The organism is Klenkia sesuvii, assembly GCF_037083825.1.
GTDB classification, from domain to species: domain Bacteria; phylum Actinomycetota; class Actinomycetes; order Mycobacteriales; family Geodermatophilaceae; genus Klenkia; species Klenkia sesuvii.
Window position 1 is genome coordinate 83,135 of the sequence record NZ_JBAPLU010000013.1, and the last position, 15,044, is coordinate 98,178.

The following is a 15,044-nucleotide window of genomic DNA, read 5'->3' on the forward strand; positions in this document are numbered from 1 at the left end:
GACCCTATCGGCCGCGGTCAGACGAGCGCGTCCAGCGCCGCGCCGAGGTCGGCCACGAGGTCGTCGGTGTCCTCGATCCCGCAGGAGAACCGGACGAAACCGGCGGGCACGGCATCCCCGCCCCACTGGGCGCGGCGGTCGACGGTGGAGTGCACCCCGCCGAAGCTGGTGGCGGCCAGCCACAGGTCGCTGTGCCGCACCAGGGCGTGCACGGCGGCCTCGTCGGCGAGGGTGGCCGACACGACGCCGTTCATGCGCCGCATCTGCCGGGACGCGATCGGGTACGAGGGGTCGGCGACCCGGCCGGGCCAGCGCACGCCGGTGGCCGCGGGGTGGGCGGCGAGCAGCTCGGCGACGGCGGCCGCGGTCTGCGCCTGGCGGGTCAGTCGCAGGTCGAGGGTGGACAGCGAGCGGTGGGCCAGCCAGGCGTCGAAGGCGCCGGGGCCGTTGCCGGTGCGGTCGCGCCACCCCTTCAGGCGGGTGTGCAGCTCGCGGCCGCGGTCGGTGCGGGCGGTGGAGACGTGCCCCATGAGCAGGTCGCTGTGGCCGGTCAGGGCCTTGGTGTCGGCGGCCAGGGCGAGGTCGGCGCCGAGCTCCAGCGGGCGCTGGCCCAGCGGGGTGGCGGTGGTGTTGTCGACGGCGAGCACGGCCCCCGTGGCCTGCGTGGCGGCGGCGACGGCGGCGATGTCGCAGACGTCGAGCTGGGGGTTGGACGGGGTCTCCAGCAGCACGAAGGCCGCACCGTCGAGGTCGCCGCGGGCCGCGACGTCGGCGATCTCCAGCGTCGGCACCTGCTCGACGACGACGCCGAACCGGGTCAGGTCGGCCGCGGCGAGCGCACGGGTCTGGTAGTACCCGTCGCTGGGGACGACGACCCGGTCGCCGGCGCGGACGACGGACAGCACCGCAGCGCTGATGGCCGCCATGCCGGTGGCGAAGACGAGGCAGTCGCCGCCGTCGAGGTCGCCGACGGCCCGCTCGAGCACCCGCAGGGTGGGGTGCCCGGGCCGGGCGTAGAAGTCGGCCGCGAGCGGGTCCTCGCCGAGGTGGTAGGGCGCGGCGAAGACGGGGCTGGGGCGCAGTGGGGTGCCGGGGACGACGGGCTCGTCGCCGCCCCGCACCACCCGGGTGCCGTCGGCGGTCACTCGGGCTTCGCCTCGCGGCTCATGATCTCGCGGACCATCTGCACCGGGGACTCCCCGTCGTGGCAGACGCGGACGACGGCCTCGGTGATGGGCACCTCGACGCCGTGGGCGCGGGCGAGGTCGAGCACCGACCGGCAGGACTTGACGCCCTCCGCGGTCTGCTTGGTGGCGGCGACGGTCTCCTCGAGGCTCATGCCCCGCCCCAGGTGCTCGCCGAAGGTGCGGTTGCGCGACAACGGCGAGGAGCAGGTGGCCACGAGGTCGCCGAGCCCGGCCAGACCGGCGAAGGTCAGGGGGTCGGCGCCGAGCGCCTGCCCGAGGCGGGCGGTCTCGGCCAGACCGCGGGTGATGAGCGAGGCTCGGGTGTTGTCGCCGAAGCCGAGGCCCTCGGCGACGCCGGCCGCGAGCGCGATGACGTTCTTGACCGCGCCGCCGAGCTCGCAGCCGACGAGGTCGGGGTTGGTGTAGGGCCGGAAGTAGCGGGTGTGGCAGGCCGCCTGCAGGGCCTCGAGGCGGTCGGGGTCGGTGCAGGCGACGACCGTGGCCGCCGGCTGCTCCTCGGCGATCTCGCGGGCCAGGTTGGGTCCGCTGAGCACCGCGACCCGCTCGGGCGCGGCGCCGGTGACCTCGCAGACCACCTCGCTCATGCGGCGGGTGCTGCCGAGCTCGATGCCCTTCATGAGCGAGAGCAGGGTGGCCTGCGCGGGGATGTGCGGGGCCCAGCCGGCCAGGTTCTCGCGCAGGGTCTGCGACGGGATGCTCAGCACCACCAGGTCGGCGCCGTCCAGCGCCTGCGCCGGGTCGGCGGTGGCGGTGATGCCGTCGGGCAGCCGGATGCCGGGCAGGTAGTCGGCGTTCTCGCGGTCGGCGGTGATGGCCGCGGCGAGCTCGGGACGGCGGGCGTGCAGCGTGACCTCGGTGCCGGCGTCGGCGAGCACCTTGGCGAACGTCGTCCCCCAGGAGCCGGCGCTCAGGACGGCGGCGCGGGTCACGCGGCGCCCGCCGCGCCCGGCAGGTCACCGGGGGTGCGACCCGGCCGGGGGTGGACCGCCCGCGGGGGCTGCTCGCCGCGGACCTCGCCGAGCTGGGCGCGCACCCGGCCCATGAGGCGGTCGGTGGTCTCGTGCAGCAAGGCGGCGGTGACCGGCCGGCCGGCGCGCACCTGGGCACGCAGGTCGTCGAGGTCGACGGGCTCGCCGACGAGGTAGTCCGCGCGGGTGCGCAACCTCAGGTGGAGCTTCTTCTCGTGGTAGTCGTGCACCCGCTGGGGGCCCCACTGGGCCAGGGGGACGACGACGGCGTCGGAGGCGAGGGCCAGGCGGGCCGCGCCGCTGCGGGGCTCCATGGGCCACCAGTCGGGGTCGCGGGTGACCGAGCCCTCGGGGTAGATGATGACGACCTCGCCGTCGGCGAGGGCCTGCTCCGCGGCGCTCATCGACGACTGGGCGGCGGAGGTGCCGCGGTAGACCGGGATCTGCCCGGCCGACCGCAGGATGGTGCCGGCCAGGCCCTTGAACACGGCGTGCTTGGCCAGGAACCGGGGCACCCGGCCGGCGTCGTAGACCAGCATCGCGCAGGACAGCGGGTCGAGCACGGACACGTGGTTGGCGACCAGCAGCACGCCGCCGGTGGCCGGGATGCGTTCGGCGTGGCGCAGCCGCAGGTCGTACAGCACCGTGGTGACCGGCCACACGACGGCCAGGCACATGGCCAGCGACCAGTCCAGGCGCGGGCGGGGCCGCCACCGGCGCCGGGGCCAGGAGGTACCCGGGGGGCGGTCGAGGTCGCGGCTCACCCGGCCAGTTTGCCCCGTCACACCCCGCGGGTGGTGGAACGGGGTCGTTGGACCGACGACTGCGGCGGATCAGCCCCCGCCGCCTCCGCCGCCCCCGCCGAGCATCCAGCTGTTGCGGTTGACCGCGCCGCGGGCGTCGGTGCTGCTCGGCCCGCTGCCGTCGACGTCGTACCAACCCTGCCGCCGGCGGCGGACCGCCCGGCGCAGCAGCAGACCGCCGAGCACGACGACGGCCAGCACGACGAGCAGCACCACGACCCATCCACCGACACTCACGACCAGACGCTAGAGGTCCCGGCGGCAGCACACACTCGTGGTCACGCCACTGACCTGATCTGTTCACCTGTCGTTGGCACACCACCCTGCCGGTCCGTCAGAAGGGCGGCGGGTCTGCGGTGGGGTCGTGGGGTGGTGGTGCGAGGAGGTCGAGGACGTCGTCGGCGGCCGGTGGTGTGGTGGTGCGGGTGGTGCCGCCGGGGGTGGTGACGTGCAGAGTGCCGTCGGGGTCGAGGCGGAAGGCCCAGCCGGGGGCGTGGGTCTTGAGCAGGTGGTGCCGCTTGCACAGCAGGGCCAGGTTGCGGACGCACGTGCGGCCGCCGCGGGCGGGGTTGCGGTGGTCGTAGGGGACGACGTGGTCGGCTTCGGTGCGCAGAGCGGTCTGGCGGCAGCCGGGGAAGCGGCAGTGCCGGTCGCGGGCGCGCAGGTACCGGTACTGGGCTGCGGTGGGCCGGTAGGTGGGGGTGGCGGGTGGTGGTCCGAGGCCGTGGCCGGTGCGGGCGGCGGCTTCGAGTTCTTCGGGGGTGGCCACCGCGAGCAGTCGTCGGTCGGTGCCGGTGATGGTGAAGGCCAGGTGCCCACCTGCGGGGTGGGTGAGGCCGAGGGCGTCGATGCGGCGCAGCAGCTCCTTGACCGCGGCCGGGCTGACGGGCTGCCCGTCGACGTCACCGACCTGCGACCCGACAATGGGCAGACCTGTCCCCTCGGCCCCGGGCAGACCTGTCCCCTGAGCATCGGGCCGCATGCTGCTGGCGGCCAGATCGCCGCCGCCGGCCTGGGCGTCCGCGCCGGCAGCACCCTCGCGATCCTGGGTGCCCACGCGGGCGGTCTCGCCGGGCGCGGCCTCGCCGTCGGCGGCCTCGTCGTCGGCGGCCTCGTCGTCGGTGGCCTCGTCGTCGGTGGCCTCGCCGTCGGTGGCCTCGTCGTCGGTGGCCTCGTCGTCGGTGGCCTCACTGTCGGTGGCCTCGTCGCTGGTCGTCGCGTCCTCGTCGCAGGGGTCGTCGGGGATGAGGTCCTCGAGGTCGGGCAGCAGCAGGTCGGCCAGGTCGGCGTTGACCGTCAGGTGCGCCACCGCCGGGTCCCGGGCCTCCCACGGCCGCATGATCAGCGCCAGGATCACCGCGATCCGGATCTGCCCGATCGGCCGCTCGTCACCGTCGGCCTTCAACGCCCGCGCGTAGGCGTTGACCTGGGCGCGGGCCAGCTTCAGGTCGGCGACGTCGACGTGCAGCAGCCGCAGCTCGCCCAGCCCGTCGCCGGTGGGCACCACGATGGCATCAGCGCCGCGTTTGCTGGTCTCCCGCCGCCGGTCGGCCGCGGCAGGGTCGGCGGCGATCAGCGCGGCGAGCAGGCGGTCGTGCAGCGCGGTCGGGCCGCAGCCTCGCTCGGCCCACCCGACACCGCACCCGGCCAGCGCATCGACGATGCCGTCGTCGACCGGGCCACCGGCCGAGGCGGCTTGGTGCTTCAGGGCCTTGACGATCGCCCGTGCCGCTGACTCGTCGATCCGCTGGTCGGCCAGCGCATGCCACACCGCCGGCAGCTGCCGGACGAGGGTGAGGGCGTACTCGACGTGGTAGCGGGTCGAGGGCACCGAGGTGCCCAGCAGCACCGCCACCTCCTCGGGCAGGAAGTCATCGCACGCCTGCAGTGCTTCTTCCTCGTCCAGGAGATCGGTCACCGACCCGGCGCGGGCGACGGGCGCGAACGGCAACGGCTGCCGGGCACCGAGTGCGGCCTTGCGCTCGATCAGACCCAGCTCGTACGCCGCCAGCGAGGAGCGTTGCCGGTGCACCGACGCCAACTCCGCGTCCAGCTCCGCGCCGTCCAGGCCCGCCGCCACGGCGAGCGCGGTCAACCGCGGCACCGCCCCCTCGGCAGCAGGCGGGTCGACGGGCGCGGCGAAGCGAGGGAGCACCTCCACCCAGAACCGCCGGCCCGTCGTCATGGAGCCATTCGACCAGGTGGGTCTGACAGGAACGGGCCCAGAACAGGCCTGTGAGCAGGTAATTCTCCGCAACGTGGTGGCCACGGTCCGTGACCCGCGACGCCGTCGGGCGCCGTCCTCGATCAGGGGGGCGCACGAAAGTCAATCCCCCTCCACCAACGCTCGTGGAGGGGGATGGACTCCTGTGCACCCACCTGATCAACGCTGCGGCAGACAGGGATCGGCGGCAGCCAGGGATCGGCGCTCGGCCGGCCGCGCCGGCCCAGGGCGCACGGTGCACCTCGGCGCGCTGTGGCAACGTGACCGTGTGCAGCGCTGGTCCGTCGTCGTCCCCGCCAAGGGGCTGACCGACGCGAAGACCCGCCTGGGCCCAACCGGCTCGCGGCGCGACCACGACGAGCTGGTCCTGGCCCTGCTCGGGGACACCCTGGACGCCGTCGCAGCCTGCCCGGTGGTCGCCGATCTGTGGGTGGTGACCGACGACGCCCGGGCGGCGGCCGTGGCGACGGAGCTGGGAGCCCGGGTGCTCGCGGGCGCCCCGGCCGGCCTCAACCCCGCGCTGGCCCACGCCGACGCCGTCCTCCGGCGGTCCCGGGCCGAGGCCGCCGTCCACCCGACCCGGGCCGAGGCCGCCGTCCGCCGGACCCGAGCCGCCGTCCGCCGGAACCGGACAGCGGACGCCGTCGACCGGACCCTCACCGACGATGCGCAGCAGGCCGGCCCCGCCGTCCGCCTGGCAGCCCTGCACTCCGACCTGCCGGCGCTGCGCCCCGCCGAGCTGGCCGAGGCCCTGGGTCTGGCGGCCGCGCTCCCGCGGTCGTCGGTCCCCGACGCGGAGGGCACCGGCACGGTGCTGCTCGCCACCACGGACGGTCCGCTGGAGCCGGCCTTCGGGCCGGGGTCGGCGGCGGCGCACGCGGCGTCGGGGGCCGTTCCCCTCGGCGGCGCGTGGCCCGGGTTGCGCCGCGACGTCGACACGCCGGCCCACCTCGCGCAGGCCCTCCACCTGGGCTGCGGCCCCCGCACGGCGGAGCGGGCACCCCGCGCCTGTGCGTGATCGTCAGCCGTTCACCTGAGTAGGCGAGGATGTCGGCGTGTCCGACACCCAGACCGAGCCGGTGACCCCCGCCGGCCAGCACACCGACCGTTTCCTCAACCGCGAGCTGTCCTGGCTGGACTTCAACGCCCGGGTGCTGGAACTGGCCGAGGACGCCGACGCGCCCCTGCTCGAGCGCGTGAAGTTCCTGTCGATCTTCGCCAGCAACCTCGACGAGTTCTTCATGGTGCGCATCGCCGGGTTGAAGCGGCGGCAGAACACCGGCCTGACCGTGCGCTCCCCCGACGGCCTCACCATCCGTGAGCAGCTGGCCCGAATCGCGACCCGCACCCAGGAGCTGGTCGCCCGGCACGCGGGGGTGTTCGTCGACGACGTGCTGCCGCGGCTGGAGGAGAACGGCATCCGCATCGTGCACTGGGGCGAGGTGGGCGACGCCGAGTCGATGCGCCTGCGCGAGTACTTCCGCGACCAGGTCTTCCCCGTGCTCACCCCGCTGGCCGTCGACCCCGCGCACCCCTTCCCCTACATCTCGGGGCTCTCGCTGAACCTCGCCGTGTCGGTGCGCGACCCCGAGACCGGCGCCCCGCGCTTCGCCCGCGTGAAGGTCCCCGACAACGTGCCGCGCTTCGTCCCGGTGCACACCGAGGACGAGGAGTCGGTGTTCCTGCCGCTCGAGGACCTCATCTCCGCCCACCTCGGTCAGCTGTTCCCCGGCCTCGACGTCATCGACCACCACCTGTTCCGGGTCACCCGCAACGCCGACGTCGAGGTGGAGGAGGACCGCGACGAGGACCTGCTGCAGGCCCTGGAGCGCGAGCTGCAGCGGCGGCGCTTCGGCCCCGCCGTCCGGCTCGAGGTGACCGACTCGATGGACCCGCAAATCCTCGACGTCCTGCTGCACGAGCTCGAGGTCTCCCCCGCCGACGTGCTGCACGTGCCGGGTCTGCTGGACCTGGCCTCGCTCATGGCGCTCTACGGCCTGGACCGGCCCGAGCTCAAGGACGAGCCGTTCGTGCCCGGCACGCACCCGAGGCTGGCCGACGGCGAGGCACCCAAGAGCTTCTTCGCCACCCTGCGCGAGGGCGACGTGCTGGTGCACCACCCCTACGACTCGTTCGCCACCAGCGTGCAGCGCTTCATCGAGCAGGCCGCCGCCGACCCGCACGTGCTGGCGATCAAGCAGACGCTGTACCGCACCTCGGGCGACTCCCCCATCGTGCAGGCGCTCATCGAGGCCGCCGAGGCCGGCAAGCAGGTCGTCGTCCTGGTCGAGATCAAGGCCCGCTTCGACGAGGAGGCCAACATCAGCTGGGCCAAGACGCTCGAGCGGGCGGGCTGCCACGTCGTCTACGGCCTCGTCGGCCTGAAGACGCACTGCAAGACCGCGCTGGTGGTGCGGCGCGAGAACGGCGTCCTGCGGCGGTACTGCCACATCGGCACCGGCAACTACAACCCCAAGACCGCGCGCATCTACGAGGACCTCGGCATCCTGACCGCCGACCCACGGGTGGGCGCCGACCTGACCGACCTGTTCAACACCCTCACCGGCTACTCGCGGCAGACCACCTACCGCTCGCTGCTGGTGGCCCCGCACGGCATCCGCGCCGGGCTGCTGGAGAAGATCCGCCGCGAGGCCCGGCACGCCGCCGAGGGCCGCCCCGCCGGCATCCGCATCAAGGTCAACTCGCTGGTCGACGAACAGCTCATCGACGCCCTCTACGAGGCCTCGGCGGCGGGCGTGCCGGTGGAGCTGTGGATCCGCGGCATCTGCGCGCTGCGGCCCCAGGTGCCCGGGCTGAGCGAGAACATCCGGGTGCGGTCCATCGTGGGCCGCTTCCTCGAGCACTCGCGGGTCTGCCACTTCGCCAACGACGGTTCGCCCGAGTGGTGGTTGGGCAGCGCAGACCTCATGCACCGCAACCTCGACCGTCGCGTGGAGGTGCTGCTGCGCATCAGCGACCAGCACGCCCAGGACCAGCTCCAGCGCATGTTCGACGGCGCCATGGCCGACGACGTCCGCAGCTTCTCCCTCGGCGCCGACGGCGGCTGGACGCAGACCGGCCAGCACGACTTCCAGGCGCGGGTGATGGCCGGTGAGCTCGCTGGCTGAGCGGCTGCAGCCGGCCGCCGGCGGCGCGGTGTGGCGGACCGGTGCCGGCGGCGTCCTGGAGACCGCCGTCGTGCACCGGCCCAAGTACGACGACTGGTCGCTGCCCAAGGGCAAGCTGGACGCCGGGGAGCACCCGCTGCAGGCCGCCGTCCGCGAGGTGGGCGAGGAGACCGGCCTGGACGTCGCCGTCGGACGGCGCAGCGTGCAGACCCGCTACACCCACCGGCACGGCCCCAAGCGCGTCGACTACTGGACGATGCAGCACGTCGGCGGCGAGTTCGTCGCCAACGACGAGGTCGACGAGCTGCGCTGGCTGCCCGTGCCCGCGGCGTCGTCGCTGGTGACCCACCCGCACGACGCGGCGGTGCTGGCCGACCTGGCGCGCACCGACGTCCCCCGCACCCCGACCCTGGTGCTCGTGCGGCACGCCAGCGCCGGGGAGCGGGCCGACTTCGACGGCCCGGACGACCTGCGCCCGCTCGACGGCCGCGGCCGGTCCCAGGCGCGGCGGTTGGCCGAGGTGCTCACCGCGTTCGCCCCGACCGAGGTGCTCGCCGCTCCGCCGGTGCGCTGCCGGCAGACCGTGGCCCCGCTCGCCGAGCAGCTGGGCCTCCCGGTCGGTGAGGTGCCCGAGCTGGGCGAGGAGGGTTTCGGCGACGACCCCCAGGCCGGGGTCGACCTGGTCGAGAGCTGGCTCGAGCCCCGACCGTCACCCGGGGTCACCCTCGTGTGCAGCCAGGGCGGGGCGATCCCGTCGATCCTGATGGCCCTGGGGGTCCGGTACCCGGGGACGACGGGCTCGCTGTGGCCGCCCTCGGCCAAGGGCAGCGCCTGGGTGCTCGGCGGCCGCCCCGGTGCGCTGCTGGCCGACTACTACCGCGACTTCCCGGCCGACCCCGACGCCCCCTCCTGAGCCGGCCAGCAGGCCGGGCCGGCGGGCACCGCCGGGTCCCGGGGACGACGGAGGCCGCCGTCCCCGGGTGGGACGACGGCCTCCGGTGCCGCCGACGGCGTCAGGCCAGCGTGCGGGGCTTCCAGCTGGGCCGGGCGGCCTCGAAGGCGTCGACGTCGTCGAGGTGCCGCTCGGTGAGACCGATGTCGTCGAGCCCCTCCAGCAGCCGCCAGCGGGTGTAGTCGTCGATCTCGAACCCGACGGTGCGGTCGGCCCAACGGACCTCCCGCTGGACCAGGTCGACGGTCACCGGCAGCGCGGGGTCGGCCTCGCAGGCGTCCTGCAGCGCCTCGACGTCGGCGGCCGGCAGCACCACGGTGAGCAGGCCGGACTTGGTCGAGTTGTTGCGGAAGATGTCGGCGAAGCGCGGGCTGATGACGACCTTGAACCCGCCGTCGAGCAGCGCCCAGTTGGCGTGCTCGCGCGAGGACCCGGTGCCGAAGTCGGGCCCGGCGACCAGGATCGAGGCGTCGGCGTACTCGGGCTTGTTGAGCACGAAGTCGGGCTCGTTGGTGCGCCACGCGACGAACAGGCCGTCCTCGAACCCGGTGCGGGTGATCCGCTTGAGGTACTCGGCCGGGATGATCTGGTCGGTGTCGACGTTGCTGCGCCGCAGCGGGGCGGCGGTGCCGGTGTGGGTGGTGAAGGCGTCCATCAGACAGCTGCTCCCTGCAGATCGGCCGGGGCGGTCAGCTTCCCGGTGAGGGCGGTGGCCGCGGCGACGGCGGGCGACACCAGGTGGGTGCGGCCGCCCTTGCCCTGTCGGCCCTGGAAGTTGCGGTTGGACGTCGACGCCGACCGCTCGCCCGGGGACAGCTGGTCGGGGTTCATGCCCAGGCACATCGAGCACCCCGCCCCGCGCCACTCGGCCCCGGCGGCGGTGAAGACGGCGTCCAGGCCTTCCTCCTCGGCCTGCTGCTTGACCGCCACCGACCCGGGGACGACGAGCATGCGGGTGCCCTCGGCGACGTGCTGGCCGCGCAGCAGCTCGGCGGCGACCCGGAGGTCCTCGATGCGGCCGTTGGTGCACGAGCCGAGGAAGACGGTGTCGACGCCGATCTCGCGCAGCGGGGTGCCGGCGGTCAGGCCCATGTAGGCCAGTGCCGACTCGGCGGCGTCGCGCTCGGACTCGTCGGTGAACGAGGCCGGGTCGGGCACCGAGGCACCGATCGGCAGGCCCTGCCCGGGGTTGGTGCCCCAGGTGACGTAGGGGGTGAGCGACGCGGCGTCGATGACGACCTCGCGGTCGAAGACGGCGTCGTCGTCGGTGCGCAGCTCGCGCCAGGCGGCGACGGCGGCGTCCCAGTCGTCACCGGTCGGGGCGTGGTCGCGGCCGGCCAGGTAGGCGAAGGTCGTCTCGTCGGGGGCGATCAGCCCGGCGCGGGCACCGGCCTCGATCGACATGTTGCAGATCGTCATCCGCGACTCCATCGACAGCGCCTCGATCGCGCTGCCGCGGTACTCGATGACGTGCCCCTGGCCACCGCCGGTGCCGATCTCGGCGATGACGGCCAGGATGATGTCCTTCGAGGTCACGCCGACCGGCAGCTGGCCGTCGACGCGCACCGACATCTGCTTGGCGGGGCGCTGCGGCAGCGTCTGGGTGGCCAGCACGTGCTCGACCTCGCTGGTGCCGATGCCGAAGGCCAGCGCGCCGAAGGCGCCGTGCGTGGAGGTGTGGCTGTCGCCGCACACGATGGTCATGCCGGGCTGGGTGAGCCCCAGCTGCGGACTGATGACGTGCACGATGCCCTGGTCGCGGGTGCCCATCGGCGCCTGCCGGATGCCGAACTCGGCGGTGTTCTGCCGCAGCGCCTCGACCTGGGCCCGGCTGACCGGGTCGGCGATGGGGGCGAGCAGGTCGGTCGTCGGGACGTTGTGGTCCTCGGTCGACATCGTCAGGTCCGGACGGCGCACGGTGCGCCCGGCCGCGCGCAACCCGTCGAAGGCCTGCGGGCTGGTGACCTCGTGCACCAGGTGCAGGTCGATGTAGAGAAGGTCGGGCTCGCCCTCGGTGCGCCGCACCACGTGCTGCTCGTAGACCTTCTGCGCCAGGGTCCGTCCCACGGCTGCGCCTCCTCCGGCTCGGTTTGCCTTCCCATTGTGTGGGATGCAAGTATCAGCTCGTGGGACAGCCTAACCCCGTCGGCGTGCTGGACAAAGCGGTGTCGATCCTGCACGCCGTGGCGTCCGAGCCGGCCACCCTCGCCGAGCTGGTCGAGCGCACCGGCCTGCCCCGCGCGACCGCCCACCGGTTGGCCGTCGCGCTCGAGGGCCACCGCCTGGTGCGCCGCCTCCCCGACGGGTCCTGGGCCCCGGGCGCAGCCCTGGCCGAGCTGGGTCGCGGCGGCGCCGGCCTGGCCGACCGGCTGGCCGACGCCGCCACCCGGCACCTGGTGACCCTGCGCGACGCCAGCGGCGAGAGCGCCCAGTTCTACGTCCGCGACGGCGCGGTCCGGGTGTGCGTCGCCGCCGCCGAGCGGCTGACCGGCCTGCGCGACACCGTCCCGGTCGGCGCCCGCCTGCCCATGACCGCGGGCTCCGCCGCGCACGCCCTGCTCGCCTTCGCCCCCGCCGACGAGGTCACCCCGCTGCTGCCCGCGTCCTCGTTCACCGCGCGCACGTTGCTCGACGTCCGTCGGCGCGGCTGGGCGCACAGCGTCGCCGAACGGGAGCCGGGCGTGGCGTCGCTGTCCGCCCCGGTGCGCGACGCCACCGGCGGGGTGCTGGGCGCGGTGTCGGTGTCCGGCCCGGTGGAGCGCCTGGGTCGCCGTCCGAGCCCCGAGGTGGTCGGCGCGGTGCTCGACGCCGCCGTCGCCATCGGCCGCGCCGTCCGCTGAGACGCGCGGGCGGTCCTAGCCCTCCCCGTCAGTCGGCTCGGACGGCGGGTCGACGACGACCGGGCGCAGCCGGGCCCACAGCGCGAAGGCGGCCGCGAAAGCGACCATCGCGATGCCGGCCCACAGGTTGGCGGCCAGGCCGCCGGTGCGCTCGGACTCCTCGGCGGTGTCGTGGAACAGGCCCATGAGGACCAGGACGACGCCGTAGGCACCGATCAGCGCGGCGATGACGTTGCGGACGTCGAAGGCACCGGCGGTGTGCTTCTGCTGCTCGCTCACGACGGGCCTCTCAGTCGAAGATCACGTTGAGGACGACGACCATGACCAGCGCGATGCCGGCCAGCTTCGTCGGGGACTGGTACCAGGGCAGGCGGTGCGCGTCGGGGTCGGTGCGCACCTCCTTGGGCGTCTCGGAGTAGACCAGGCCGGCCAGCTCGGACACCGGCTTGGGCGCGGTGACCATCGTGACGGCGACGCTGACCACGATGTCCACGACGAACGCCGTCCCGGCGGCGACGAAGGCCGCGCCCTGCCCGGGGAGGGTGAACACCCCGACCTCGTTGGCGACGAACACCGCCACCGCCGACACGGTGCCGGCGACCAGGCCGACCCACCCGGCGGTCGGGGTCATGCGCTTCCAGAACATGCCGAGGATGAACGTGGCGAACAGCGGCGCGTTGAAGAACCCGAACAGCGTCTGCAGGTAGTCCATGAGGTTGGAGAACCCGCTGGCGATGAGCGCGGTGCCGATCGCGACGACCGTGGCCCCGACGGTGGCCCACCTGCCCACGGCCAGGTAGTAGCCGTCGGGCCGGTCCTTCTTGACGTAGGTCTGCCACAGGTCGTAGCTGAAGACGGTGTTGAAGGCCGAGATGTTGGCCGCCATGCCGGCCATGAACGAGGCCAGCAGACCAGCGATCGCGACGCCGAGCAGACCGTTGGGCAGCACGTCGCGGATGAGCAGCAGGATCGCGTCGTTGTACTCGACCCCGGCGTCCTCCCCGGCCTTGAGCGCCACGACCTCCGACACCGCGACCCCGGCGATCATCCCCGGGATGACCACCACGAACGGGATGAACATCTTCGGGAACGACGCGATGATCGGCGTGCTGCGCGCCGCCGACATCGACTTGGTCGCCATCGCCCGCTGCACCTCGACGAAGTTCGTCGTCCAGTAGCCGAAGGACTGCACGAACCCGAGACCGAAGACGATCCCGACGATCGACCAGATGGGCGAGGAGAAGCCCGACAGCTCCTCCCCCGGCCAGCTGTCGAGCTGCTCGGCGCCGCCGGAGGCGGTGATCCGGTCGACCAGGCCGCTCCACCCGCCCACCTTGGACAACCCGATCCAGGTCAACGGCACCAGCGCCGCGACGATGACGAAGAACTGCAGCACCTCGTTGTAGATCGCCGCCGACAGCCCGCCCAGGGTGATGTAGCTGAGCACGATCGCCGCGGCCGCCACCAGCGACACCCACAGGGGCCAGCCCAGCAGCACGTTGACCACGGTGGCCAGCAGGAACAGGTTGATCCCGGCGATGAGCACCTGGGCGACGGCGAAGCTGATCGCGTTGACCAGGTGCGCCCCGGTGCCGAACCGGCGGCGCATGAACTCCGGGACGCTGCGCACCTTCGACCCGTAGTAGAAGGGCATCATCACCACGCCCAGGAAGAGCATGGCCGGCACGGCGCCGATCCAGAAGTAGTGCATCGAGGGCAGGCCGTACTGCGCACCGTTGGCCGACATGCCGATGATCTCGACCGCGCCCAGGTTGGCCGACACGAACGCCAACCCCGTCACCCACGCCGGCAGCGACCGCCCGGACAGGAAGAAGTCGATCGAGTCGCTGACCCGGCGGCGGGCGGCGAACCCGATCGCGATGACGACCGCGAAGTACATCGCGACCAGCAGGTAGTCGACCAGGTTGGCGTCCAGGCGGAACGTGTCGTCCGCGGCGGTGAGGAGCACCTCGTGATCATGGAGGGGACGGTTGCGTTCCGCACCTCGGAGCCGCCGACCAACTGCCTTACGTCGTAGGAAAGATGTTTCGCGATCGGGTTGTCGGGCACCGGATGCCCCGCACCCCGGGTCGGCCGGGGGCCCATTCCGGCAGCCCCGGCGTGGTGTGCACCCCGTCGAGGAGAGCTCATGAACGACATCGGACAGTCCACCCGCGACGCCCTGGACACCGTCCTGCAGTTCCTGCCGCGCCTGCTGCTGTTCGTCGTCATCCTGGCCATCGGCTACTTCGTGGCCAAGGCGCTCGAGAAGGTCCTCGTGAAGGCCCTGGAGCGGGTCGGGTTCGAGCGCGCCGTCGAGCGCGGGGGCATCAAGCGCCTGCTGGCCCGCTCGCAGTACGACGCCGCCGAGATCCTGGCCCGCATCGTCTTCTACGCCGTGATGCTGTTCGTGCTGTCGACCGCCTTCGGGGTCTTCGGCCAGAACCCGATCAGCGACTACCTGTCCGCGGTCATCGGCTACTTGCCGCGTGTGTTCGTCGCCATCCTCATCCTGGTCATCGGGTCGGCCATCGCCGCCGGCGCCAAGCTGCTGGTGCAGAACGCCCTCGGCTCGCTCTCCTACGCCCGGGTGCTGGCCAACGCCGCGTCCGTGGTCATCCTGGCGCTGGCCGTCATCGCCGCCCTCGACCAGCTGCAGATCGCCCAGAACGTGGTCAACGCCGTCCTCTACGCCACGCTCGCCGCCGTCGTGGGCGTCGTCGTCGTGGCCGTGGGTGGTGGCGGCATCGTCCCGATGCGCGCCCGCTGGGAGAAGGTCCTGGACAAGGTCGAGGCCGAGGCCCCGGCTGACCGCCGCGAGGTCGAGGACACCCCCGACGCCGCGACCGCCGTCCGCGACGAGGCGCAGCAGTACCGCAGCTGATCGCCCCGGTTCGACGGCGGGCGTCCCGGGTGGCCCA

14 protein-coding genes are annotated in these 15,044 nt (G+C 73.5%); 5 read left to right on the forward strand and 9 right to left on the reverse strand.

Features of this window, described 5'->3' with window-relative positions; genetic code table 11:
- Positions 1-17: 17 nt before the first annotated feature.
- From TEK04_RS13740 to TEK04_RS13760, 5 genes are all read right to left on the reverse strand, one after another.
- Positions 18-1,145 carry a cystathionine gamma-lyase gene (locus TEK04_RS13740; protein ID WP_336404910.1) on the reverse strand — a complete coding sequence of 376 codons (1,128 nt, stop codon included), beginning with the start codon at positions 1,143-1,145 and terminating at the stop codon, positions 18-20.
- Positions 1,142-2,137, reverse strand: coding sequence for an NAD(P)H-dependent glycerol-3-phosphate dehydrogenase (locus TEK04_RS13745; protein WP_336404911.1), 996 nt, complete (start codon positions 2,135-2,137; stop codon positions 1,142-1,144). Before TEK04_RS13745 ends, TEK04_RS13740 begins: the two co-directional genes overlap by 4 nt.
- The gene (locus TEK04_RS13750) at positions 2,134-2,940 is read right to left on the reverse strand and encodes a lysophospholipid acyltransferase family protein (protein WP_336404912.1); all 807 of its coding nucleotides are present in this window, start codon (positions 2,938-2,940) and stop codon (positions 2,134-2,136) included. Before TEK04_RS13750 ends, TEK04_RS13745 begins: the two co-directional genes overlap by 4 nt.
- Before the next feature lie 69 nt (positions 2,941-3,009).
- Positions 3,010-3,216: a hypothetical protein gene (locus TEK04_RS13755; protein ID WP_336404913.1), complete on the reverse strand. Its 207-nt coding sequence runs from the start codon at positions 3,214-3,216 to the stop codon at positions 3,010-3,012.
- 97 nt (positions 3,217-3,313) lie between these two features.
- Complete coding sequence (locus TEK04_RS13760) at positions 3,314-5,164, reverse strand: HNH endonuclease signature motif containing protein (RefSeq protein WP_336404914.1); 1,851 nt, start codon at positions 5,162-5,164, stop codon at positions 3,314-3,316.
- A 307-nt stretch (positions 5,165-5,471) separates the two neighbouring features.
- Here TEK04_RS13760 and TEK04_RS13765 point away from each other — a divergent pair, with 307 nt between their 5' ends.
- From TEK04_RS13765 to TEK04_RS13775, 3 genes are read left to right on the forward strand one after another with little or no spacing between them, the layout of a single operon-like run.
- Positions 5,472-6,221, forward strand: coding sequence for a CofC family guanylyltransferase (locus tag TEK04_RS13765; protein WP_336404915.1), 750 nt, complete (start codon positions 5,472-5,474; stop codon positions 6,219-6,221).
- Positions 6,222-6,258: 37 nt separating this feature from the next.
- The gene (locus TEK04_RS13770; protein ID WP_336404916.1) at positions 6,259-8,331 is read left to right on the forward strand and encodes an RNA degradosome polyphosphate kinase; all 2,073 of its coding nucleotides are present in this window, start codon (positions 6,259-6,261) and stop codon (positions 8,329-8,331) included.
- Entirely contained in the window at positions 8,315-9,244 is a 930-nt protein-coding gene (locus TEK04_RS13775; protein ID WP_336404917.1) for an NUDIX hydrolase, read from the forward strand. The genes TEK04_RS13770 and TEK04_RS13775 overlap by 17 nt, the downstream gene beginning before the upstream one ends.
- A 100-nt stretch (positions 9,245-9,344) precedes the next feature.
- Here TEK04_RS13775 and leuD read toward each other — a convergent pair whose 3' ends face one another.
- Positions 9,345-9,938 (reverse strand): 3-isopropylmalate dehydratase small subunit, encoded by a 594-nt coding sequence (leuD, locus tag TEK04_RS13780; RefSeq protein ID WP_336404918.1) that lies wholly within the window; start codon positions 9,936-9,938, stop codon positions 9,345-9,347.
- Positions 9,938-11,350 carry a 3-isopropylmalate dehydratase large subunit gene (leuC, locus tag TEK04_RS13785; protein WP_336404919.1) on the reverse strand — a complete coding sequence of 471 codons (1,413 nt, stop codon included), beginning with the start codon at positions 11,348-11,350 and terminating at the stop codon, positions 9,938-9,940. The genes leuD and leuC overlap by 1 nt, the downstream gene beginning before the upstream one ends.
- Before the next feature lie 83 nt (positions 11,351-11,433).
- Here leuC and TEK04_RS13790 point away from each other — a divergent pair, with 83 nt between their 5' ends.
- Positions 11,434-12,123, forward strand: a complete 690-nt coding sequence (locus tag TEK04_RS13790) for an IclR family transcriptional regulator (RefSeq protein ID WP_432277343.1) — start codon at positions 11,434-11,436, stop codon at positions 12,121-12,123.
- Between the two features lie 15 nt (positions 12,124-12,138).
- On the opposite strand, the gene TEK04_RS13795 is transcribed toward TEK04_RS13790, so the two are convergent.
- Together TEK04_RS13795 and TEK04_RS13800 are read right to left on the reverse strand one after the other, a co-directional pair.
- Positions 12,139-12,402, reverse strand: a complete 264-nt coding sequence (locus TEK04_RS13795; protein ID WP_336404921.1) for a hypothetical protein — start codon at positions 12,400-12,402, stop codon at positions 12,139-12,141.
- Between the two features lie 10 nt (positions 12,403-12,412).
- Positions 12,413-14,092, reverse strand: coding sequence for a sodium:solute symporter family protein (locus TEK04_RS13800; protein ID WP_336404922.1), 1,680 nt, complete (start codon positions 14,090-14,092; stop codon positions 12,413-12,415).
- Positions 14,093-14,272: 180 nt separating this feature from the next.
- On the opposite strand from TEK04_RS13800, the gene TEK04_RS13805 reads away from it, so the two are divergent.
- Positions 14,273-15,007 (forward strand): mechanosensitive ion channel family protein, encoded by a 735-nt coding sequence (locus TEK04_RS13805; RefSeq protein WP_336404923.1) that lies wholly within the window; start codon positions 14,273-14,275, stop codon positions 15,005-15,007.
- Positions 15,008-15,044 lie beyond the last annotated feature (37 nt).

What these genes read in the sequence shown, in the direction of transcription:
- TEK04_RS13760 (WP_336404914.1), bottom strand. Translation starts at nt 5,164, where the DNA reads ATGACGACGGGCCGGCGGTTCTGGGTGGAGGTGCTCCCTCGCTTCGCC.
- leuD (WP_336404918.1), bottom strand. Translation starts at nt 9,938, where the DNA reads ATGGACGCCTTCACCACCCACACCGGCACCGCCGCCCCGCTGCGGCGC.
- TEK04_RS13805 (WP_336404923.1), top strand. Translation starts at nt 14,273, where the DNA reads ATGAACGACATCGGACAGTCCACCCGCGACGCCCTGGACACCGTCCTG.